Source organism: Kitasatospora sp. NPDC058048 (assembly GCF_042885555.1).
Taxonomy (GTDB): domain Bacteria; phylum Actinomycetota; class Actinomycetes; order Streptomycetales; family Streptomycetaceae; genus Kitasatospora; species Kitasatospora lactacystinica.
This window is the reverse complement of sequence record NZ_JBHVRT010000008.1, coordinates 270,925-291,141: the sequence shown is the minus strand read 5'-3', so window position 1 is coordinate 291,141 and position 20,217 is coordinate 270,925. Positions and strand designations below refer to the sequence as shown.

The window sequence follows — 20,217 nt, the reverse complement described above, 5'->3', positions numbered from 1 at the left end:
GGTTACATTCCGAACCCGGAAGCTAAGCCTTACAGCGCCGATGGTACTGCAGGGGGGACCCTGTGGGAGAGTAGGACGCCGCCGAACAATTATTCTAGAGAAGCCCCCGCCGGGTGAACCGGTCGGGGGCTTCTCTGTTGTAGGGTCAACATGCAATTGTCGTCATACGGGACAGGAGGCCCCCGGGTGGAGGTCCAGGAGACGCGGGTCCAGACCGATCGCGTCCTCACCATCCCCAACATGCTGAGCATGGGCCGGCTGGTCGGTGTTCCGCTCTTTCTCTGGCTCATCCTGTGGCCGGTGTTCGACGGGCCCAACAATGACGGTTGGGCGCTGTTGATCCTGATGCTGAGCGGGATCAGCGACTACCTGGACGGGAAGCTCGCCCGGCGGTGGGGGCAGATCAGCCGGGTGGGGCAGCTGCTCGATCCGCTGGCCGACCGGCTCTATGTGCTGTCCACGCTGGTCGGATTGACCTGGCGTGAGATTCTGCCGTGGTGGCTCACCGCGATCCTGTTGGCCCGTGAGGTATTCATCGCCGCGCTGCTGCCGATTCTGAACCGGCACGGCTACGGACCGCTCCAGGTGAGTTTCCTGGGCAAGGCGGCGACCTTCAATCTGATGTACGCCTTTCCGCTTCTGCTGCTCGGCAGTGTGGACAGCTGGATCGCCCGGCCGGCCGAGGTGGTGAGCTGGGCGTTCATCTGGTGGGGGACGACGCTGTACTGGTGGGCCGCGATTCTTTACGCGGTTCAGGCTCGGCGGATCGTCCGGGCGAGCACCGCGGGCTCCGCGTCCACAGTCTGAGACGTGATCTGAGAGAAGCCCCACGCCTCATCGGTGCGTCGGACGATACCTTCCGGGTAGAGAACCTTCTGGAACGCTTTGATGGACCTGTTGGTCCACCACCGCGAAGGAGGACGCACCCGTAATGAAAGCCGTTGTAATGGCAGGGGGCGAGGGCACCCGACTCCGCCCGATGACCTCCAGCATGCCGAAGCCGCTGCTTCCGGTCGCCAATAGGCCGATCATGGAGCACGTGCTTCGGCTGCTGAAGCGGCACGGCCTCTCCGACACCGTCGTCACCGTGCAGTTCCTGGCGTCGCTGGTCAAGAACTATTTCGGTGACGGCGAAGAGCTGGGCATGCATCTGACCTATGCCCACGAGGAGACGCCACTGGGCACTGCGGGGAGTGTCAAGAACGCCGAGGACGCGCTCAAGGACGATTCCTTTCTGGTGATCTCCGGTGACGCGCTGACCGACTTCGATCTCTCGGAATTGATCGACTTTCACCGCAGCAAGAACGCGCTGGTCACCGTCTGTCTCACGAGAGTGCCGAATCCACTGGAGTTCGGCATCACGATCACGGACGACGAGGGGAGGGTCGAGCGGTTCCTGGAGAAGCCGACCTGGGGGCAGGTCTTCTCCGACACGGTGAACACCGGTATCTACGTGATGGAGCCCGAGGTCTTCGACTACGTGGCGGCGGGTGAGTCCGTCGACTGGTCGAGTGACGTCTTCCCGCAGCTGTTGAAGGAGGGCAAGCGGGTCTACGGCTACGTCGCCGAGGGCTACTGGGAGGACGTGGGCACCCACGAGAGCTACGGCAAGGCCCAGGCCGACGTCCTGGAGGGCAAGGTCGACGTCGAGCTGGACGGATTCGAGATCTCCCCGGGCGTCTGGGTCGCCGAGGGTGCCGAGGTGGATCCGGAGGCGGTGCTGCGCGGGCCGCTGTACATCGGGGACTACGCCAAGGTCGAGGCCGGGGTGGAGATCCGCGAGCACACCGTGCTGGGCAGCAACGTGGTCGTCAAGCGCGGCGCGTTCCTGCACAAGGCGGTGGTGCACGACAACGTCTACGTCGGGCCGCAGAGCAACCTGCGGGGCTGCGTGGTCGGCAAGAACACCGATGTGATGCGGGCCGCGCGGATCGAGGACGGCGCGGTGATCGGGGACGAGTGCCTGGTCGGCGAGGAGTCGATCATCGGGGCGAACGTCCGGGTCTACCCGTTCAAGACCATCGAGGCCGGCGCCGTCGTCAACACCTCGGTGATCTGGGAGTCGCGCGGCCAGGAGCACCTGTTCGGGGTGCGCGGGGTCTCGGGCATCCTGAACGTCGAGATCACCCCGGAGCTGGCCGTGCGGCTGGCGGGGGCGTACGCGACGACGCTGAAGAAGGGCGCCACCGTCACCATCGCGCGTGACCACTCGCGTGGTGCGCGTGCGCTCAAACGGGCGATGATCTCGGGGCTCCAGACCTCCGCGATCGATGTCCGCGACCTGGAGAACGTGCCCATGCCGGTGGCCCGGCAGCACACGGCCCGGGGGAGCGCCGGCGGGATCTTCCTGCGGACCACGCCGGGTGTGCCGGACTCGCTGGACATCCTCTTCTTCGACGAGCGCGGGGCGGACCTCTCGCAGGCGGGCCAGCGCAAGCTGGACCGGGTCTACGCACGTCAGGAGTACCGGCGGGCGTTCCCGGGGGAGATCGGGGACCTGACGTTCCCGTCCAGCGTCTTCGACTCCTACGCGGGTAACCTGCTGCGGACGGTGGACACCACCGGGGTCCGGGAGGCCGGGCTGAAGGTGGTGGTGGACACCGCGCACGGCAGCGCGGGCCTGGTTCTGCCGAGCATCCTCGGCCGGCTCGGGGTCGAGGCGCTGACCGTCTCCACCGGGCTGGACGAGGCCAGGCCGACGGAGGACGCGGAGGAGCGCAGGGCCGGGCTGGCCAGGCTGGGCGAGCTGGTCGCCTCCTCGCGGGCGGCCTTCGGCGTCCGGTTCGATCCGGTGGGCGAGCGCGTCGCGTTCGTGGACGAGCTCGGCCGGGTGATCGACGACGACCGGGCGCTGCTGGTGTTGTTGGACCTGGTCGCGGCCGAGCGGCGGAGCGGGCAGGTGGCACTGCCGGTGACCACGACCCGGATCGCCGAGCAGGTCGCGGCGTACCACGGCACCCAGGTCATCTGGACCACGACGACGCCGGACGACCTCGCGAAGGCGGCCTCCGCCGAGGGCACGGTGTTCGGCGGGGACGGGCGCGGCGGTTTCGTGGTGCCCGAGTTCAGCGGGGTGCTGGACGGCGCCGCGGCGTTCGTCCGGCTGGTCGGCCTGGTGGCGCGGACCCAGCTCACGCTGAGCCAGATCGACGCGCGGATTCCGCAGGCGCACATCCGGCGCCGGGACATCGCGACGCCGTGGGCGGCCAAGGGCATGGTCATGCGCTCGGTGGTGGAGGCGGCCGGCAGCCGTCGGCTGGACACCACCGACGGCGTCCGGGTGGTCGAGGCCGACGGGCGGTGGACGCTGGTGCTGCCGGACCCGGCCGAGGCGGTCACCCACCTGTGGGCGGAGGGCCCGGACGACGAGGCCACCGAGGCGCTGCTGGACGAGTGGGCGGCCGTGGTCGACGGAGCGGGGCGGTGAGCGTCCGGGGTTGAGCACTGCCTGAGGCTCGGAACTGCCTCGAACGGCGGGGCGCGCGGTGTGAGCCGTGCGCCCCGCCGTCCGTTTTCACACTATTCGGAACAATCCGTCACTTTCCGTCATGTGTGCAGCGTGTGTGCAGCTCAGGGGCCGTGCACGGGGCCCGTCGGCGGCGTGGGACGATGGTCTCCATGCCAGCGACGCCGACACCGAGTGCCCCGAACGGACGGTACAACCGTCCGGACGCCTCGATGTCCTTGCTGACCAATGTGATGGACCACAGCCTCGACGAGGGCTATGCGGAGGCGGCCGCCGCGCGCGGCGGAGCCCGCGACAGCCGGATACCCGGCACCTGGCAGGGGCTGCTCACGCTCGGCGCCGGGCTGGCGCTGGTCGGCGGGGTGGTGACGGTGGGCGCGGTGAACGCCCACAAGGCCGAGCCGTCGCTGGCCAAGGAGCGGGACGCGCTGATCCACCGGATCAACGACAGCAACACCTCGGCCGACCAGTTGCAGAAGCAGGTGCAGGAGCTGCGGCTCAAGGTCGACAGCACCCAGCAGCAGGCGCTCGCCTCGGGGGACGGCGATCCCGGCGGGCTGAGCGGGGCCGTGGGCCTCGGCCCGGTCGCCGGGCCGGGCCTGAAGCTGGTCCTGGAGGACGCCACGGGCACGGGCGCCGGCGGCAACGTCGACCCGCGGGCCGGGCAGGGCTTCTCCAACAGCGGACGGCTGCGGGACCGTGACCTGCAGCTGGTGGTGAACGGCCTCTGGGGATCCGGGGCCGAGGCGATCGCGATCAACGGCCAGCGGCTGACCGCGCTGTCCGCGATCCGGGCCGCCGGCGAGGCGGTGCTGGTGGACAACCGGCCGCTGGTGCCGCCGTACAGCATCCAGGCGGTCGGGGACGGCCCGAAGCTCCTCACCGCCTTCGAGAAGGACATGGCCGGGCAGTACCTGCGGCTGCTCCAGGAGCAGTACGGCATCAAGTCGACGCTCTCCGTGCAGAAGAACCTGACACTGCCGGCGGCGGTGGGGGTGACGCTGCGGACCGCGCAGCCGGTGACGCCCGAGACCTCGCCCGCGGCCTCGCCGACGACTCCGGGCGGTACGCCGCCGACCGGAGGCGCAACCCAGGAGAGCCCCGCCGCGTCCGTCTCACCATCGGCCCCGTCCTCCGCATCGGCCTCCTCGGCCGGGCCCGGCGGCACTCCCACCACCAAGCGGCGTCCGTCGACCGGACCCACCAAGACCACGACAGGGACAGGAGCAGCCAGACCGTGATTGCCGTACTGGGTCTTGTGATCGGGGTGGTCGTCGGCCTCTTCGTCCAACCCGAGGTGCCGGACGCCGTCGTGCCCTACCTGCCGATCGCGGTGGTGGCGGCGCTGGACGCCGTGTTCGGCGGTGTCCGGGCGATGCTCGACGGGATCTTCAACGACAAGGTGTTCATCGTCTCGTTCCTGTCGAACGTGGTGGTCGCGGCGCTGATCGTCTTCCTCGGTGACCAGCTGGGGGTCGGCTCGCAGCTGTCCACCGGTGTGGTCGTCGTCCTCGGCATCCGCATCTTCTCCAACGCGGCCGCGATCCGGCGCCATGTCTTCCGTGCCTGAGCCGCGCCGCGAGGAGGCGGTGGCGCAGGAGCCGGAGGCCGCGGCGGTCGGTCCGGCCGCCGGGAAGCCGGGCGGGGAACCTCGGGAGGCCGTCGGTGTCAAGGCGGCTGTGAAGCCCGCGGAGAAGGCCGTGGGCGCCCCCGGGCCGGAGGCGGAGGGGGAGACCGGTCCCGAAGGCTCGGAGGACCCGGCCGTGGCCGCCGGGGCGGCCGGGGGGACCGCCGCCGAGGAGGCCCCGGAGGAGAAGTCTGACGCTAAGGCTGAGCTTGAGGCCGATCCGGCGCCCGAGCCGACGCTGCGGCTCACGAAGGTCGTCGGGCCGGCAGCTGTGGCCGGGACGAAGCCGGAGGCGAAGGCCGGGCCCGTCGCCGAGGCGAAGTCCGAGCCGGTACCCGCGCCTGGCACCGAGCCCAAGCCCGAGCCCAAGTCCGAGCCCAAGTCCGAGCCCGAGGTCGAGGTCGAGCCCGAGGTCGAGCCGGAAGCGGCGCCCGAGCCCGAGCCCGCTTCGGACCGGGACACCGGCCGGCGGCGGCTGAAGGCGGCGCTCTGGCCGCCGCGGCTGTCGCGCGGGCAGCTGGTGGTGGCGCTGCTGCTGTTCTCGCTCGGCCTGGGGCTGGCGATCCAGGTGCGGTCGACCAACGACCACCACAGCCAGCTGCGCGGGGCCCGTCAGGAGGACCTGGTGCGGATCCTCGACGAACTGGACAGCCGTCAGCAGCGTCTCCAGCAGGAGAAGGCGGAGCTGGAGCAGTCCCTGGCGAAGTTGGAGAACAGCTCCAACCAGGCCAAGGAGGCCCAGGAGCAGACCAGGAAGAAGGTGACGGAGCTCGGTGTGCTCGCCGGTACCGTCAAAGCCACTGGTCCGGGCATCGTACTCACGGTCGATGATCCCCAAGGGCAGGTGAAGGCAGATATGCTGCTGGACACCCTGCAAGAACTTCGAGCGGCGGGGGCGGAGGCGATTCAGATCAACGACGTGCGCGTGGTGGTCAACACCTACTTCACCGATGTGTCGGGCGGTGGAGTGCAGATCGACGGGAAGAAGGTCTCGCAGCCCTACCGCTTCACGGTCGTGGGGAACCCGCAGGATCTGACACCCGCGCTGAACATCCCGGGAGGTGTCGTCCGCACGCTGGAGAGCAACCAGGCGCGGGCGACGATCGCCCAGCAGCAGAAGGTGGTCGTCGACGCCCTCGTGGACGCGAAGTCGCCGCAGTACGCCAAGCCGGCTCCGAAGTGACGGGGCGCTCGACGAACGGCCCGTCAAGGGCGGGCGGCACCCGCCGGGGGACGCCGCCGTCACATGGGCGAGACTGGTTCGCACCAGTACGCTCCGGAGCAACAACCGCAGTACCGACCGCCGGGGTACCGCTCCGGCGATCCCGAGCCGCAACGACCGGGCTCGCAGCATGTCCGAGGTTCTCACCCTGCCCCGCGGGCGGGTCTGTCACACGCAAGGGGATTCGCCCGTGAGTTTCTTCTCGAAGTTGTTCGGTCGCAACAAGGGCCGTGACGCGGCCGCCGTCGAGGCGCCCACCGCGCGTCACCGCCGACCGGAGGACGAGCCCGCAGTGCCGGGCATGCGTCCGGCCCCCGAGGCCGCGCCGTACGCAGGTCAGCAGCTGTACCGGGACGGCGGCGCCGCCCAGTACGCGGGGAATCCGGCGGGCTACGGCGCGTCGGTTGACCCCTCCGGCGAGCCGCGCATAGGTTTCCCGTCAGGACCCTCAACCTCTGGTGGAGGGTTTGCCCCGGATCCGTACGCCGGGCACAACCCGTCGGGTGTGCCGCGCCAGGAGGCTGTGAACATGGCTGGCCCCACTCCGTGCCCCAGGTGCGGCAACCAGAACCCGGCCTCGGCCCGATTCTGTTCCAACTGCGGTACGGCGCTGCGCGGCGGCCTGCTCCCGGAGGGGGCGGCGGAGACCACGTCGACCATCTCCATCTCCGGCCTGGAGTCGTACGACCCCACCACCACGACCGGCACCGGCGCCACGCCGGCCCTGTCGGCCGAGGTGCTGTCGGCGATCGACGCGCTGCCGCCGGGCTCGGCCCTGCTGATCGTGCAGCGCGGTCCGAACTCCGGCAGCCGCTTCCTGCTGGACTCGGACATCACCACGGCGGGTCGTCACCCGCAGGGTGACATCTTCCTGGACGACGTCACGGTCTCGCGCCGCCACGTGGAGTTCCGCCGCACCCCGGCCGGCTTCAGCGTCGCGGACGTGGGCAGCCTCAACGGCACCTACGTGAACCGGGAGCGGATCGACGAGGTGTCGCTGAACAACGGCGACGAGGTGCAGATCGGGAAGTACCGGCTGGTGTTCTTCGCCGGCCACAACCGGGGGTACTGAAAGCGACGTCGGCAGGAGCCCGAGTGAATACGAATACCCCTTCCTCTTCTCTCGGGGCGGCCACCCCCATCCCGTCCGGTCCGCAGGCGGACCGCGGCGGGCGCGGGGTGGTCGCGGGCCCGCGGCAGCCGCTCCGGAGCGAGCGGCCCGCCGGGCGGCGGCGCGGTGGTGACGAACTGCTGAGCATCGGCGCGGTGCTGGCCTTCCTGCGCGACGACTTCCCCGAGGTCACCATCTCCAAGATCCGCTTCCTGGAGGCGGAGGGGCTGGTCGAGCCGCAGCGCACGCCCTCGGGGTACCGCAAGTTCAGCCCGGCCGACGTCGAGCGGCTGGCCTACGTCCTGCGCATGCAGCGGGACCACTACCTGCCGCTGCGGGTGATCCGGGAGCACCTGGACGCGATCGAGCGCGGCGAGAACCCTCCCGCGCTGCCCTCCGCCGCCGACACCCGGCCCGGGCCGCTGGAGGAGGCGGACCGGGAGCTGGTGGCCGCCGGCGAGGTGCCCTCCGGCGTCCGGCTGGGGCGTGCCGAACTGCTCGCGGCGGCCGAGGCTGGGGAACCCGAGCTGGCCGAGTGGGAGTCCTACGGGCTGGTCGCCGCGGGCCCGGACGGCGGCTACGACGGCGAGGCGCTCCAGGTGGCCCGACTGGTCGCGGAGCTCGGCCGGTACGGCCTGGAGCCCCGGCACCTGCGCGCCATGAAGGCCGCGGCGGACCGCGAGATCGCGCTGGTGGAGCAGGTGGTGGCGCCGCTGCGCCGGCACCGGAACCCGCAGACCAGGGCGCACGCGGAGGCCACCGCCCGGGAGCTCGCGACCCTGTCGGTGCGGCTGCACGCGGCGATGGTCCAGGCCGGTCTGCGGTCCCGCGGATAGCGGCCGTGGTATTCCGGCGGCACCGGCTGCACCGCGCTGACCAGCGGCGTCGGCTCTGCGCTTTCATATCCGGGAGCGGAGCCATAGGGTTGCGTGTGTGAATGAGCTCGACGTCGTGGGTGTCCGAGTGGAGATGCCTTCCAACCAGCCGATCGTGCTGCTGCGGGAGGTCGGGGGCGATCGCTACCTGCCGATCTGGATCGGCCCCGGCGAGGCGACCGCGATCGCCTTCGCCCAGCAGGGCATGACGCCGGTGCGCCCGTTGACGCACGACCTCTTCAAGGACGTCCTGGAGGCGCTCGGCCAGCAGCTCACCGAGGTCCGGATCACCGACCTGCGGGAGGGCGTGTTCTACGCCGAACTGGTCTTCTCCGGCGGGGTCGAGGTGAGCGCCCGGCCGTCCGACGCCATAGCGCTGGCGCTGCGCACCGGCACGCCGATCTACGGGAGCGAGGAGGTGCTCGCCGAGGCGGGCATCGCGATCCCGGACGAGCAGGAGGACGAGGTCGAGAAGTTCCGCGAGTTCCTCGACCAGGTGTCGCCCGAGGACTTCGGGGGCAGCGGTCCGCAGTAGCGGGGACCGGCCGTGCGGCCATGTGGCCGACCGTTTTGCCAAAAACCGTCCATCTACCCACACTAGGGGCACGAAAAACCACTCTCCTGAGTGATGTGGTTTGTCTGACCCGGCGTGGCGATCGTTGACGGGTCATAGGGGACTGCCTACCGTCAGGAGTGGCTGTCCGGGTGGCCGATGCCCGCAGTCGGGTTGCCCGCAGCACAAGTGGACGGAGGCAGGCATGAGCAGCACCGGCGATGACGCGGCCGTGGGAGGCCGGTGCGCCGTGCACATGCCGCGCACCGCTCGCACCGTCACGGATCTCCCCCGGATGGGCAGGTTCCCGGCCGTACAACCGGGCCAGCCGGCCATCGAGCGGCTGGCCCCGACGTCCGACCTGCTCGGCTTCCGCGGCCCGACGGCCTGCGCGGCGGCCGGCATCACCTACCGCCAGCTGGACTACTGGGCCCGCACCGGACTGCTGGAGCCCAGCGTCCGCACCGCGTACCCGTCGACCAGCCAGCGGCTCTACAGCTTCCGCGACATCCTGCTGCTGAAGATCGTGAAGCGGCTGCTCGACGCGGGTGTCTCGCTGCAGAACATCCGGGTGGCGGTCGCCCACCTCCAGGCCGCCGACCAGGCCGACCTGGCCGGGCTGACGCTGATGTGCGACGGCGCGACGGTGTACGAGTGCACCACGCCGCAGCAGGTGGTGGACCTGCTGAAGGGCGGTCAAGGAGTCTTCGGCATCGCGGTGGGAGCGGTCTGGCGGGAGCTGGAGCTCACCCTCGGCCGGCTGCACGCCGAGCGCACCGACACCGGCGAGACCCTGGTCGGGCACGACCCGGCCGACGAGCTGGCCCAGCGGCGCAACCGGGCGGTCTGAGCAGGCGTTCGACGGGGCCGCGGGCCCGGACGGGGAACCGTTCGGACCCGCGGCCTCGTCGTGTTGCCTGGTTGACGGGATCGAGGGAGGGCACGTGGAGGTCGGCATCGGGATATCGGGGCTGCTGCGGCGCAGGGCCGGGCTGCTGAGGACGCGGCTGCGGCAGCGGCGGACGCAGCGCAGGGTGTTCCAGGTCGGAACGGTGCTCTGCTCGCTCGCGCTGGCGCCGAGCGCCTGGGTGTGGTTCGCCGCCGGGGACCGGGTGGGCACGGTGGAGAGCGCACCTTCCGCGCCGGTCGCCGTGGTCTTCGGCGCCGGGCTGTACCAGGGCAAGCCCTCCGCGTACCTGGAGCACCGGCTGGTCGCGGCGGTGGACCTGTACCGGGAGGGGAAGGTGCAGGCGATCCTGGTGACCGGGGACAACGGGCGGATCGAGTACGACGAGCCCGACGCGATGTACACCTACCTGACCGAGCACGGGGTGCCCGAGGACCGGGTGGTCCGCGACTACGCGGGCTTCGACACCTGGGACTCCTGCACCCGGGCGCGCCGGATCTTCGGAGTGGACCACGCGGTGCTGGTCAGCCAGGACTTCCACGTCCGCCGCGCGCTGGCCCTGTGCGAGGCGGCGGGCATCCGCTCCTACGCCGTCGGCGTGCCGGAACTGCACGACGCGACCTGGCTGTACGGCGGGCTGCGGGAGGTGGCCGGGGCGGGCAAGGCCGCGGCCAACGCCTGGCTGCGGCCGGACCCGCTGTTCCTGGGGCCCCAGGAGGACGGCATCCCGAAGGCGCTGGCGGAGGCGGCGAAGCGGTAGCCCCCGGGCGCGGGCCGTCCGGCCGGGTTCGCACGCACTGTCGGACCCGTACGCGATGATCGGCGGGTGCGATCTCTGCCGAGCATCATCCACCTCGACATGGACGCCTTCTTCGCGGCGGTGGAGCAGGCGGCCAAGCCGAGCCTGCGCGGCAAGCCGGTGGTCGTCGGCGGGCTCGGCGGACGCGGGGTGGTCTCCACGGCCTCGTACGAGGCACGCAGGTTCGGGGTGCATTCGGCGATGCCGATGGCGCAGGCGCGCCGGCTCTGCCCCAACGCCGCCTTCCTGTCGGGGCGGTTCGAGGCCTACCGGCAGAACAGCGAGATCGTGATGGGGCTGCTGCGGCAGCTCTCCCCACTGGTGCAGCCACTCAGCCTGGACGAGGCCTTCGTGGACCTGGAGGCCGGTCCGTACGGACCGGCGCTGCTGGAGGCGGACCACGAGACCGGCGAGCGGCTGGTGCTGGCGCTGGCGGAGGACCTGCGGGCGGACATCCAGCGGCTGACCGGGCTGACCGGATCGGTCGGGGCGGCCGGGTCCAAGCTGATGGCCAAGATCGCCTCCGAGCAGGCCAAACCGGACGGGCTGGTGATGGTCGAGCCCGGGCAGGAGCGGGCCGTGCTCGGCCCGATGCCGGTGCGGGCGCTGCCCGGGATCGGGCCGGCCACCGAGCAGGTGCTGCGCCGGGCCGGGCTGAACACGGTGGCCGACCTCGCGGAGGCGGGGGAGGCGGAGCTGGTGCAGCTGGTCGGGCGGGCGCACGGCGCGGGGATCTTCCAGATGTCCACGGGGCTGGACGAACGGCCGGTGATCGCCGACCAGGACGCCAAGTCCGTGTCGGTGGAGGACACCTACGAGGTGGACCTGGCCGACCGGGAGCGGGTGCTGCGCGAGGTGGAGGCGCTGGCCGGGCGGTGCGTGCGGCGGCTGCGCGCGGCCGGGCGCTCCGGGCGGACGGTGGTGCTCAAGGTCCGGCGGTTCGACTTCTCGACGCTGACCCGCTCGGAGACGCTGGGCGGGCCCACCGACGACGAGACGGTGATCACCGCGACCGCGCGCCGGCTGGCCGAGCAGGTCGACATCACCGGCGGGGTCCGGCTGCTCGGCGTGGGCGTCGCCCAACTCGCCGACTACACCCAGGAGGACCTGTTCGCCCAGGCGCTGCGGGAGGAGGCCGCGGAGCACGCGGAGGCGGCGGCCGAGACCGAGGAGGCCGCGGAGGAGCCGGAGGCCGTCGTGGTGCGGCGCTGGATGCCCGGGCAGGACGTCCGGCACGCGGAGTACGGACCGGGCTGGGTGCAGGGCAGCGGCGTCGGGAGGGTCACCGTACGGTTCGAGACGCCGTGGAGCGAGCGCGGGCGGGTGCGGACCTTCGCGGTGGACGACCCGGCGCTCGAGCCCTCCCGGCCGCTGCCGCTGCGCCGGGACGAGGGGGCGGACGGGGTGCCGGACGAGGGCGGCGGTCCGGCGGAGGGCGCCTGAAACGCGAAGCGGCCCCACCCGGTGGGGGAGTACCGGGTGGGGCCGATCACCGTGCCGGACCCCGTACGTTCGTGATGCCCTCGCGACGTACGGAGGCCGGGGCCCCGCGCCCTGTCCCTGAGCGCGGGGGCCGGACGCCCTGTCAGGCGTCGGTCTTGACCAGCTCGGGGCTGGAGTCCTGCTGGGCCGCGCCGCCGGCGACCGTCGCGGTGGCGGCCGCGGAGCCGCCGCGGATCAGGAACGGGACGATGCCGGCGACGGCGCAGATGACGGCCGCCGTCCAGAACGCGTGCTTGTAGGCGTCCAGGGTGGGCAGGGAGAGCGGGATCTGCGGCGGCAGCTTCATGGTGTCGCCGGTCAGGATGGCGGCCATGACGGCGGTGCCGATCGCGCCACCGACCGTGCGCAGCACGGAGTTCATGCCGTTGGCGATGCCGCTCTGCTCGACCGGGACGGCGCCGTTGATGTAGGCCGGCATCGCGGCGAAGGCGAGGCCGACGCCGAGACCGAAGATCGCCGAGGCGGTGTAGATGTCGCCCTCGTGCCCGTGGCGCACGGCCAGGTAGGCCATCGCGACGGCGCCGAGGACGCCACCGAGGACCAGCGGCAGACGCGGGCCGCGACGGGCGATCAGCAGGGCGCCGACCGGGGCGGCGACCATCGAGCCGATCGCGGACGGCAGCAGCAGCAGGCCGGCGTGCAGCACGCTGGCGGTGAAGCCGTAGTGGGTCAGCTTCTCCGGGGTCTGGGCGAAGTTGCTGATGACCATGAAGGAGCCGTACATGCCGAAGCCGATGAGCAGGCCGGCCACGTTGGTGAAGGCGACGGCCGGACGGGCCATCATCTTCATGTCCACGAGCGGGTGCGCGACCTTGGTCTCGATGATCCCCCAGACCAGGGCGACCACGGCGGCGACGGCGAACAGGCCGAGCGTCTTGTTGGAGGTCCAGCCCCAGTGGTTGCCCTGGCTGACCGCGACCAGCAGCGCGGAGAGCCAGCCGGCCAGGGTGAGGGCGCCGAGCGGGTCGGCGCCGCCCTCCTTGTCGGTGACCGGGTCGGTCGGGACACGGAAGGCGACCAGGGCGATCGCGATCAGGCCGAAGACCAGGCCCATCCAGAAGATCGACTTGTAGTCCCAGTGCTCCAGCAGGAGGCCGGTGGCGACCAGGCCGAGGCCGGAGCCGACGCCCATCGAGGCGCTGATGGCGGCGACACCGCCGGTCACCTTCCGCTTGGGCAGCTCGTCCCGGACGATGCTGATCGCCAGCGGCAGGACGCCACCGCCGGCGCCCTGGAGGACACGGGCGACGACCAGCCAGGTGAAGGAGTGGGTGCTGACCGCCAGCGCCGAACCGGCGACCAGGCCGGCCAGCGAGATCAGCAGCATCGGCTTGCGGCCCCGGAGGTCGCCGAAGCGGCCCAGGAGGGGAGTCAGCACGGCTGCGGAGAGCAGGTTGGCGGTCATCAGCCAGGTGATGCTGGAGGCGGAGACGCTCAGTTCCTTGGCCAGCGAGGGCAGGATCGGGACGACCGCGGTCTGCACCACGCTGAACGACAGCATCGCCAGGATGAGGGCCGGCAGGACCCGGGCGCTGCTCTGCTTCTCGGCCGCGGTGGTGGGCTGTGGTGCCTCACTCACGGTTGCTTCCTCCCGTACATAGTGAATGAACTGAAGTAACCATGCAGGGAGATACTTCAGAGTGTCAAATATCGAGCGGTTAAGCTTTGGCAAAGACGAACGGTCGGGTACGCGACAAGGGCCGTTCGGGCGCGCGACGAGGGCCCCGGACGGTGTCCGGGGCCCTCGTCGCGGGGCGTTGCCCCCGCGGTCAGACGAGCGGCCGCAGGCCGGCCGGGCGGGGCGCCTCGTGGGCCGTGTCACGGGCCGCGTCGGGGGACGCGCTGGAGGGCGGGGCGGAGGAAGGGGAGGGGGTTGCCGAGGCGGTGGGCCGGGCGGCGGTGGCGTCGTGGACCTCGACGTTCTCGCGGCGGAGTTCCTCCCGGACCACCTCCTCGGTCGTGTACCGCTCGACGATCAGGCGGACCCGCTCGACGGGGGCGAGGTACTTGCGCACCACCGCGCGTTCCTCGCGGAGGGTCACCTCCTCGACGGCCTCGGAGATCTCCTTCTCGGTGAGCGTGGCGCGTTCGGCGTCGCTGATCGGCGTCCGCTCGACCCGGACGCGCTCGCGGACCACCGGGATGCGGCGCTCCACCTGTTCGGTCGTCACGTACTTGCGCAGCTTCGCGGTGCCGAGGCTGTGCCACTCGGTGGTGATCTCCAGCCGCTCCTCCCGGCAGGTGATCTCGACCGGGCTGCTGGGGGCGGACGAGGAGGCGTCGGCGGTCGCGGTCGCGGTGACGGTCGCGGTGGTGGTGGCCATCGGGGCGGGCGTGGTGGCGGGCTGCGGCTTCGGCTCCACGACGGGGGCGGCGGAGGCGGTGGTGGCGGCGGGCGCGGCGGGTGCGGCGAAGCCGGGCTCGGCCGGCGGGGGCGCCATGGGGGCCGCGGGGGTGCTGAGGGTCCGCATGTCGGCCTCCGGGGCGGTCCTGGTGGTGTCGGCGGCAACGGGGGCGGCGGCAGCGGGGGTCCTGGCCGGTGCGGGCTCGGGGGAGTGCTCGGGCGACCGTTCGGGTGACCGCTCGGGGGTGTGGAAGGTGAGCGACTTGGCCGGGGCCGCCGCGGTCGTCGTGGCGGCGGCCGCCGCCGTGGTGCCGAAGTCGAGGTCGGGCTGCCTGGGCCGGCTCCCGTTCTCGCCGTTCGGGCGGCTGTCCATCGGGGTGTCGAGCCCGTAGTAGCGGTAGAGCTGGAGCTCCTGGGCGGGGGACAGGTGCTGGCCGACGCCGAAGTCCGGCGACTCCTTCACCAACGACTTGTCGTACGGCACCCGGAGCTCGTCGCCGGCGAACTCGCTCGTGGTCAGCGGGACGAAGGCGTCCCGGCCGAAGATGCCGGTCCGGACCGCGGCCCACTCGGGCCGGCCGGTGGCGTCGTCCAGGTAGACCTCGTCGACCGTGCCGATCTTGTCTCCGTTGCGGTCGACGGCCTTGTGGCCGATGAGGTCCCGGGGGTCGATGTCCGTCTGCACTTCTTTCCTCCCGCGCGCTGAACCTGCGGAACTCCCGCAGGAAGGCGGCCGGAGCACCCGATTCCGTCCGCCACTTCACACCAAAAGCCATGAATCGGACGAGCGCGACCCCGGGTGCGCCGTACGGGGTTGGCACTGGACCGTCCGGGGGACGCGCGTAGACCTCCAGTGACCAGACACACCCGTGATCGGGGGGCCTCCCGCTGGTACCCTGGGCGGCGACCGCAGAGCCCGCTCGGGAGAGTCTCCGATCACGAAAACCGCTGGTCGGAGCGCCGAAGGAGCAACTCCTCCCCGGAATCTCTCAGGCATCCGTACCGTGTGGGGTAGGTCACTCTGGAAAGCAGGGCAGGAGCGTCGGCACGGAAGCCGGCGATCACCACCCTCACCGACGGTGCAAGCCGGCGGAGCGCCCACAGCGCTCCGTGCGGGTGAAGCTCTCAGGTCCCGATGACAGAGGGGGAGGCCTGTTGGGTCCGCGCGCCCAGGCTCGTCCGCTGCCCGCAGCGGTGGGGCCGGCCGGCGTGCGTACCCCCGCCGGTCCGTGACCAGGAGGCCTCGACCACCATGAACGCCCAGCCGAACGCGGGACGCCCCACCGGCGCCTCGACCCTCACCGAGCTTGAGCTGGCCAGCCCCTTCGAGAACCGCCACATTGGCCCCGACGCCGCCGCGCAGGAGAAGATGCTGGCGTCCGTCGGCTACGGCTCGCTGGACGAGCTCGCCGGGACCGCGGTGCCCGAGGCGATCCGCTCCATCACCGCCCTGGACCTGCCCGCGGGCCGGTCCGAGGCCCAGGTCCTCGCCGAACTGCGCGAGCTGGCCGGCCGCAACCAGGTGCTCCAGCCGATGATCGGCCTGGGCTACTACGGCACCTTCACCCCGCCGGTGATCCTGCGCAACGTCATGGAGAACCCGGCCTGGTACACCGCCTACACCCCGTACCAGCCGGAGATCTCGCAGGGGCGCCTGGAGGCGCTGCTGAACTTCCAGACCCTGGTCTCCGACCTGACCGGCCTGCCGACCTCCGGCTCCTCCCTGCTGGACGAGGGCACCGCGGCCGCCGAGGCGATGGCGCTGGCCCGCCGCGTCACCAAGGTCAAGGGCGGCGTCTTCCTGGTCGACGCCGAGACCCTGCCGCAGACCGTCGCGGTGATCAACACCCGCGCCGTGCCGACCGGCGTCGAGGTCGTCGTCGCCGACCTGTCCGAGGGCATCCCGGCCGAGATCGCCGAGCGCGGCGTCTTCGGCGTGCTGCTCCAGTACCCGGGTGCCACCGGCGTGGTCCGCGACCTCACCCCGGTGATCGAGCAGGCGCACGGCCTGGGCGCGATCGTCGCCGTCGCCGCCGACCTGCTCGCGCTGACCTTGCTCAAGTCCCCGGGCTCGCTGGGCGCCGACATCGCCTGCGGCACCTCGCAGCGCTTCGGCGTTCCGATGGGCTTCGGCGGCCCGCACGCCGGCTACCTGTCGGTGCGCGCCGAGTACGCCCGCTCGCTGCCCGGCCGCCTGGTCGGCGTCTCCGTCGACGTCGACGGCAACCGCGCCTACCGCCTGGCGCTGCAGACCCGCGAGCAGCACATCCGCCGCGAGAAGGCCACCAGCAACATCTGCACCGCCCAGGTGCTGCTCGCCGTGATGGCCTCGATGTACGCCGTCTACCACGGCCCCGACGGCCTGGCCGACATCGCCCGCCGCACCCACCGCTACGCCGCCGCCCTCGCCGAGGGCCTGCGGGCCGGCGGCGTCGAGCTGCTGCACGGCGAGTTCTTCGACACCGTCACCGCCGTCGTCCCGGGCCGCGCCGCCGAGATCGCCGCCGCCGCCCGTGCCAACGGCATCAACGTGTTCCAGGACGGCGCGGACCGGATCTCCGTCTCCACCGACGAGACCACCACCCGCGAGCACCTGGCCGGCGTCTGGGCCGCGTTCGGCGTCGAGCCGGTCGAGGTCCCCGAGGCCGCCGACGCGCTGCCCGCCGCGCTGCTGCGCGAGGACGAGTACCTGACCCACCCGGTCTTCCACAGCCACCGCTCGGAGACCGCCATGCTGCGCTACCTGCGCCGCCTGTCGGACCGGGACTACGCGCTGGACCGTGGCATGATCCCGCTGGGCTCCTGCACCATGAAGCTCAACGCGACCACCGAGATGGAGGCGGTGACCTGGCCGGAGTTCGGCCAGCTGCACCCCTTCGCGCCGATCGACCAGGCCCAGGGCTACCTCACCCTGATCCGCCAGCTGGAGCAGCAGCTGGTCGAGGTGACCGGCTACGACGCCGTCTCGATCCAGCCGAACGCCGGCTCGCAGGGCGAGCTGGCCGGCCTGCTGGCCGTCCGCGCCTACCACCACGCCAACGGTGACACCCAGCGTGACGTCTGCCTGATCCCGTCCTCCGCGCACGGCACCAACGCGGCCTCCGCCGTGATGGCCGGCATGCGGGTGGTCGTGGTGAAGACCCTGGTCGACGGCGACGTGGACGTCGAGGACCTGAAGGCCAAGATCGAGCAGCACCGCGACAACCTGTCGGTGCTGATGGTCACCTACCCGTCGACCCACGGCGTGTACGAGACCCAGATCACCGACATCTGCGCCCTGGTGCACGAGGCCGGCGGCCAGGTGTACGTGGACGGCGCCAACCTGAACGCCCTGGTCGGCCTCGCCAAGCCGGGCAAGTTCGGCGCGGACGTCTCCCACCTGAACCTGCACAAGACCTTCTGCATCCCGCACGGCGGCGGCGGCCCGGGCGTCGGCCCGGTCGCGGTGCGCGCCCACCTGGCGCCGTACCTGCCGAACCACCCGCTGCAGGCGGAGGCCGGCCCGGCCACCGGCGTGGGCCCGATCTCGGCCGCGCCGTGGGGCTCGGCGGCCATCCTGCCGATCTCCTGGGCGTACGTCCGGCTGATGGGCGGCGAGGGCCTCAAGCGCGCGACCCAGGTCGCGGTGCTGAACGCCAACTACATCGCCAAGCGCCTGGCGCCGCACTTCCCGGTGCTCTACACCGGCCCGGGCGGGCTGGTCGCGCACGAGTGCATCATCGACCTGCGCCCGCTGACCAAGGAGACGGGCGTGACGGTGGACGACATCGCCAAGCGCCTGATCGACTACGGCTTCCACGCGCCGACGATGTCCTTCCCGGTGGCCGGCACGCTGATGATCGAGCCGACCGAGTCCGAGGACCTGTACGAGATCGACCGGTTCTGCGACGCGATGATCACCATCCGGGCCGAGATCGACAAGGTCGGCTCGGGCGAGTGGGCGGCCGACGACAACCCGCTGCGCAACGCCCCGCACACCGCCGCCACGCTGGCCGGCGACTGGGCGCACGGCTACTCGCGGCAGGAGGCGGTCTTCCCGGCCGGCGTGAACCCGGCGGACAAGTACTGGCCGCCGGTGAGCCGGATCGACGGCGCGTACGGCGACCGCAACCTGGTCTGCTCCTGCCCGCCGCTGGACGAGTACGGCGTCTGACCGGACCGGGCCCTAGGAGGTCCGACCCGCACGACAGGGCCCCGGCGGAGTTTCCGCCGGGGCCCTGCCCGTGTTGCTGTCGAGTCGGCGGCTGCCCCCGCCGTACGGCCGGACGGGTGGTCAGGCCGCGTGGGCGACGGGGCGGCGCGGGGCGATCACCCGGCCGTCGGGCAGCAGCTCTCCGGTGTCCTCGAACAGGACGACGCCGTTGCAGAGCAGGCTCCAGCCCTGCTCCGGATGGCGGGCCACCGACGCGGCCGCCTCGCGGTCCTCGGACTCGGCCGATGGGCACTCAGGACGGTGCTGGCACATACGCGTACCCTCGCTTCGCTCTGCGATCCTCCCCGTGGTGCGGTCGCCGGAGGCCGTGCCGTCCGGAACCGCCGCGGTGGTCGGATCCTGTCCGCACGCCGGCCTAGTGTGGACCGGCGTTCAAGTGGGTAGGACAGGGGGTCCTTCCACGCTGGTTCCCAGTGTCGGCATCCCGGGACCCGCGCGCAGGGATTTCGTGACATGCGCCACAACTCCCGGGTAGAGATCACCCGTTCAGGTGGGGCCGGCGGGAAAAGGCGCACCAGTGGGTCAGTCGTGGCATGGCCCGATGAGGCCATGCCGGATGGCCCGGACGGGTGGTCGCCGTTCGGGTGAGGAGCCGCGGGGGCGGGTGGGCCGGCAGGGCCGGGGACCGCGGGGCGCCGTTCGGGCGCGCGGGTACGGCCTCGGGCTGCCGGGCGGGTGGGCCCGGCGGCCCGAGGGGGCGCCGGCGGGTCAGGAGGAGCCGAGCAGCAGCGGCCTGGCGAGCGGGGCGCGGGCGAGCAGCGGCAGCAGTTCGGCGGCCGGGCGGGCGCGGTGCGCGGTGACGCCGAGCGGGGCCGGGGCCAGCGGGATCAGCAGGTCGGCGGCCGGGTCGCCGTCGGGGCTGTGCAGCCACAGCGCCGTGGCGTACTGGCCGGGAAAGGTCAGCAGCCGGGGCTGCTGGCGGGTCCGGGAGCTCTGGGTGAGCTGCCAGGCCTCGCGCAGCGCCCGGACCGTCGAGTCGAGGTAGGGGCCCGCGGTGAAGTGGGAGAAGGTGTGGCCCTCGGTGCTCTGCACCACCTCGGCGGCGGCGGCCACCTCGGCGCCGTCCTTGATCAGGAAGCGCCAGCCGGTGCGGCGGGCGGCCGGGAGCTCCGGGCGCCCGCCGGTCAGGACGTGCACCGCGAGGGGGTGGGCGGGGAGCAGCGGGCCGGTCGGATGACGCAGTGCTGCGGCGGCGGGCTGGCGCAGCGCGGTCTCCGAGTCGAGCGCGCCCAGGACGGCGCGCAGTGCGCTCGGCGGGGGCTGGGGGGGTTGCAGAGTCATGGCGGGGTCCGCCTCTCCAAGCGAGATCGGCGTGCGAGTGCGGCATACCGGCGTGGCGGGCGACGCGTCTTCGGTGACGGGGGCCCGGCCGTGTCCGGTTGTGCAGGATCGCGGTGCCGGCGCGGTCGCCGCCGTCGACGAGGGCCTTCGGGGCGAGGCGGACCGGCCGGAGCGCTGTACCAATTCGAACAGATGCACAGGGTGATCTGTTTATCACAGGCTGTGGCGCCGGGCAAGTCTACAGTTCTTCTGATTTTCCGTCAGATGCCTTGCAATGCAAGCCAGTACGCGCATTCGGGTATCGATCTTCGAGGTG

The 20,217-nt window shown here is 71.9% G+C and carries 16 protein-coding genes, 1 rRNA gene and 1 riboswitch; of the genes, 13 read left to right on the top strand and 4 right to left on the bottom strand.

The features are described from left to right. The 12 genes from rrf to ACFVVA_RS11720 form a co-directional block, all read left to right on the top strand. Positions 1–87, top strand: a 5S ribosomal RNA gene (rrf, locus tag ACFVVA_RS11775); the annotation flags it as partial. Positions 88–186: 99 nt separating this feature from the next. After that, positions 187–807 (top strand): CDP-alcohol phosphatidyltransferase family protein, encoded by a 621-nt coding sequence (locus tag ACFVVA_RS11770; protein ID WP_359915003.1) that lies wholly within the window; start codon positions 187–189, stop codon positions 805–807. Positions 808–931: 124 nt separating this feature from the next. Then, entirely contained in the window at positions 932–3,427 is a 2,496-nt protein-coding gene (locus ACFVVA_RS11765; RefSeq protein WP_387688284.1) for a sugar phosphate nucleotidyltransferase, read from the top strand. A gap of 191 nt (positions 3,428–3,618) precedes the next feature. Beyond that, positions 3,619–4,707 carry a DUF881 domain-containing protein gene (locus ACFVVA_RS11760; protein ID WP_387688282.1) on the top strand — a complete coding sequence of 363 codons (1,089 nt, stop codon included), beginning with the start codon at positions 3,619–3,621 and terminating at the stop codon, positions 4,705–4,707. Continuing rightward, positions 4,704–5,036, top strand: coding sequence for a small basic family protein (locus tag ACFVVA_RS11755; RefSeq protein ID WP_030062488.1), 333 nt, complete (start codon positions 4,704–4,706; stop codon positions 5,034–5,036). The genes ACFVVA_RS11760 and ACFVVA_RS11755 overlap by 4 nt, the downstream gene beginning before the upstream one ends. 328 nt (positions 5,037–5,364) lie before the next feature. Beyond that, positions 5,365–6,276: a DUF881 domain-containing protein gene (locus ACFVVA_RS11750; RefSeq protein ID WP_387688302.1), complete on the top strand. Its 912-nt coding sequence runs from the start codon at positions 5,365–5,367 to the stop codon at positions 6,274–6,276. A 229-nt stretch (positions 6,277–6,505) separates the two neighbouring features. Further along, complete coding sequence (locus ACFVVA_RS11745) at positions 6,506–7,387, top strand: FHA domain-containing protein (protein WP_359915009.1); 882 nt, start codon at positions 6,506–6,508, stop codon at positions 7,385–7,387. A 179-nt stretch (positions 7,388–7,566) separates the two neighbouring features. Continuing rightward, complete coding sequence (locus tag ACFVVA_RS11740) at positions 7,567–8,262, top strand: MerR family transcriptional regulator (protein WP_359915026.1); 696 nt, start codon at positions 7,567–7,569, stop codon at positions 8,260–8,262. A gap of 97 nt (positions 8,263–8,359) precedes the next feature. Continuing rightward, positions 8,360–8,836, top strand: coding sequence for a bifunctional nuclease family protein (locus ACFVVA_RS11735; protein ID WP_224276619.1), 477 nt, complete (start codon positions 8,360–8,362; stop codon positions 8,834–8,836). A 223-nt stretch (positions 8,837–9,059) separates the two neighbouring features. Beyond that, complete coding sequence (locus ACFVVA_RS11730) at positions 9,060–9,704, top strand: MerR family transcriptional regulator (protein ID WP_359915012.1); 645 nt, start codon at positions 9,060–9,062, stop codon at positions 9,702–9,704. A 94-nt stretch (positions 9,705–9,798) separates the two neighbouring features. Further along, positions 9,799–10,521, top strand: a complete 723-nt coding sequence (locus tag ACFVVA_RS11725; RefSeq protein WP_387688279.1) for a vancomycin high temperature exclusion protein — start codon at positions 9,799–9,801, stop codon at positions 10,519–10,521. Between the two features lie 66 nt (positions 10,522–10,587). Beyond that, the gene (locus tag ACFVVA_RS11720; protein ID WP_387688277.1) at positions 10,588–12,003 is read left to right on the top strand and encodes a DNA polymerase IV; all 1,416 of its coding nucleotides are present in this window, start codon (positions 10,588–10,590) and stop codon (positions 12,001–12,003) included. 142 nt (positions 12,004–12,145) lie between these two features. Here the strand turns inward: ACFVVA_RS11720 and ACFVVA_RS11715 are convergent, their stop codons facing one another. Both ACFVVA_RS11715 and ACFVVA_RS11710 read right to left on the bottom strand, forming a co-directional pair. Next, positions 12,146–13,642: an MFS transporter gene (locus ACFVVA_RS11715; RefSeq protein WP_387688275.1), complete on the bottom strand. Its 1,497-nt coding sequence runs from the start codon at positions 13,640–13,642 to the stop codon at positions 12,146–12,148. 190 nt (positions 13,643–13,832) lie between these two features. After that, positions 13,833–15,092: a PRC and DUF2382 domain-containing protein gene (locus ACFVVA_RS11710; protein WP_387688273.1), complete on the bottom strand. Its 1,260-nt coding sequence runs from the start codon at positions 15,090–15,092 to the stop codon at positions 13,833–13,835. A gap of 226 nt (positions 15,093–15,318) precedes the next feature. Beyond that, positions 15,319–15,422, top strand: a riboswitch (glycine riboswitch). A 237-nt stretch (positions 15,423–15,659) separates the two neighbouring features. Between ACFVVA_RS11710 and gcvP the strand changes: the two genes are divergently transcribed. After that, the gene (gene gcvP / locus ACFVVA_RS11705; RefSeq protein WP_387688271.1) at positions 15,660–18,560 is read left to right on the top strand and encodes an aminomethyl-transferring glycine dehydrogenase; all 2,901 of its coding nucleotides are present in this window, start codon (positions 15,660–15,662) and stop codon (positions 18,558–18,560) included. 120 nt (positions 18,561–18,680) lie between these two features. Here the strand turns inward: gcvP and ACFVVA_RS11700 are convergent, their stop codons facing one another. Continuing rightward, complete coding sequence (locus ACFVVA_RS11700; RefSeq protein WP_188300053.1) at positions 18,681–18,872, bottom strand: DUF5999 family protein; 192 nt, start codon at positions 18,870–18,872, stop codon at positions 18,681–18,683. Positions 18,873–19,328: 456 nt separating this feature from the next. Then, positions 19,329–19,901 carry a hypothetical protein gene (locus ACFVVA_RS11695; protein WP_387688269.1) on the bottom strand — a complete coding sequence of 191 codons (573 nt, stop codon included), beginning with the start codon at positions 19,899–19,901 and terminating at the stop codon, positions 19,329–19,331. Positions 19,902–20,217: the final 316 nt, after the last annotated feature.

Excerpts from the sequence above, each read along its gene's own strand:
- ACFVVA_RS11765 (WP_387688284.1), top strand. The coding sequence starts at position 932 with ATGAAAGCCGTTGTAATGGCAGGGGGCGAGGGCACCCGACTCCGCCCG.
- ACFVVA_RS11700 (WP_188300053.1), bottom strand. The coding sequence starts at position 18,872 with ATGTGCCAGCACCGTCCTGAGTGCCCATCGGCCGAGTCCGAGGACCGC.
- ACFVVA_RS11760 (WP_387688282.1), top strand. The coding sequence starts at position 3,619 with ATGCCAGCGACGCCGACACCGAGTGCCCCGAACGGACGGTACAACCGT.
- ACFVVA_RS11695 (WP_387688269.1), bottom strand. The coding sequence starts at position 19,901 with ATGACTCTGCAACCCCCCCAGCCCCCGCCGAGCGCACTGCGCGCCGTC.
- gcvP (WP_387688271.1), top strand. The coding sequence starts at position 15,660 with ATGAACGCCCAGCCGAACGCGGGACGCCCCACCGGCGCCTCGACCCTC.
- ACFVVA_RS11730 (WP_359915012.1), top strand. The coding sequence starts at position 9,060 with ATGAGCAGCACCGGCGATGACGCGGCCGTGGGAGGCCGGTGCGCCGTG.